1 protein-coding gene is annotated in these 201 nt (G+C 33.3%); it reads left to right on the top strand.

Going from position 1 to position 201, the window contains the following annotated elements:
* Positions 1-84: 84 nt before the first annotated feature.
* Positions 85-201: DUF4372 domain-containing protein (locus tag JDF658_RS14930; RefSeq protein ID WP_242946694.1), on the top strand; the 117-nt coding region annotated here is incomplete at its 3' end.

Below are 201 nucleotides of genomic sequence, written 5' to 3'. Positions count from 1 at the left end.
GCAAGGATATCACAAAATCCACATTTTTTCAATTGTTTCAGCCAATTTTTCACGAAAAAATTTTTCAGCTTATTAATAACGCAGGTGTTGACAAATACGTGTAAAAAACTGACAGCACTTAAGCTATTCTATCTTCTGGCCTATGCCCAGTTAGAACAATTAAAAGGTCTACGGGATATTAGCAATAGCTTAAATAACGAT

Source organism: Carboxydocella sp. JDF658 (assembly GCF_002049395.1).
In the GTDB taxonomy this organism is placed as follows: domain Bacteria; phylum Bacillota.
Note: the sequence above shows the minus strand (reverse complement) of the source record. Positions and strands in the feature narration are given on the sequence as shown.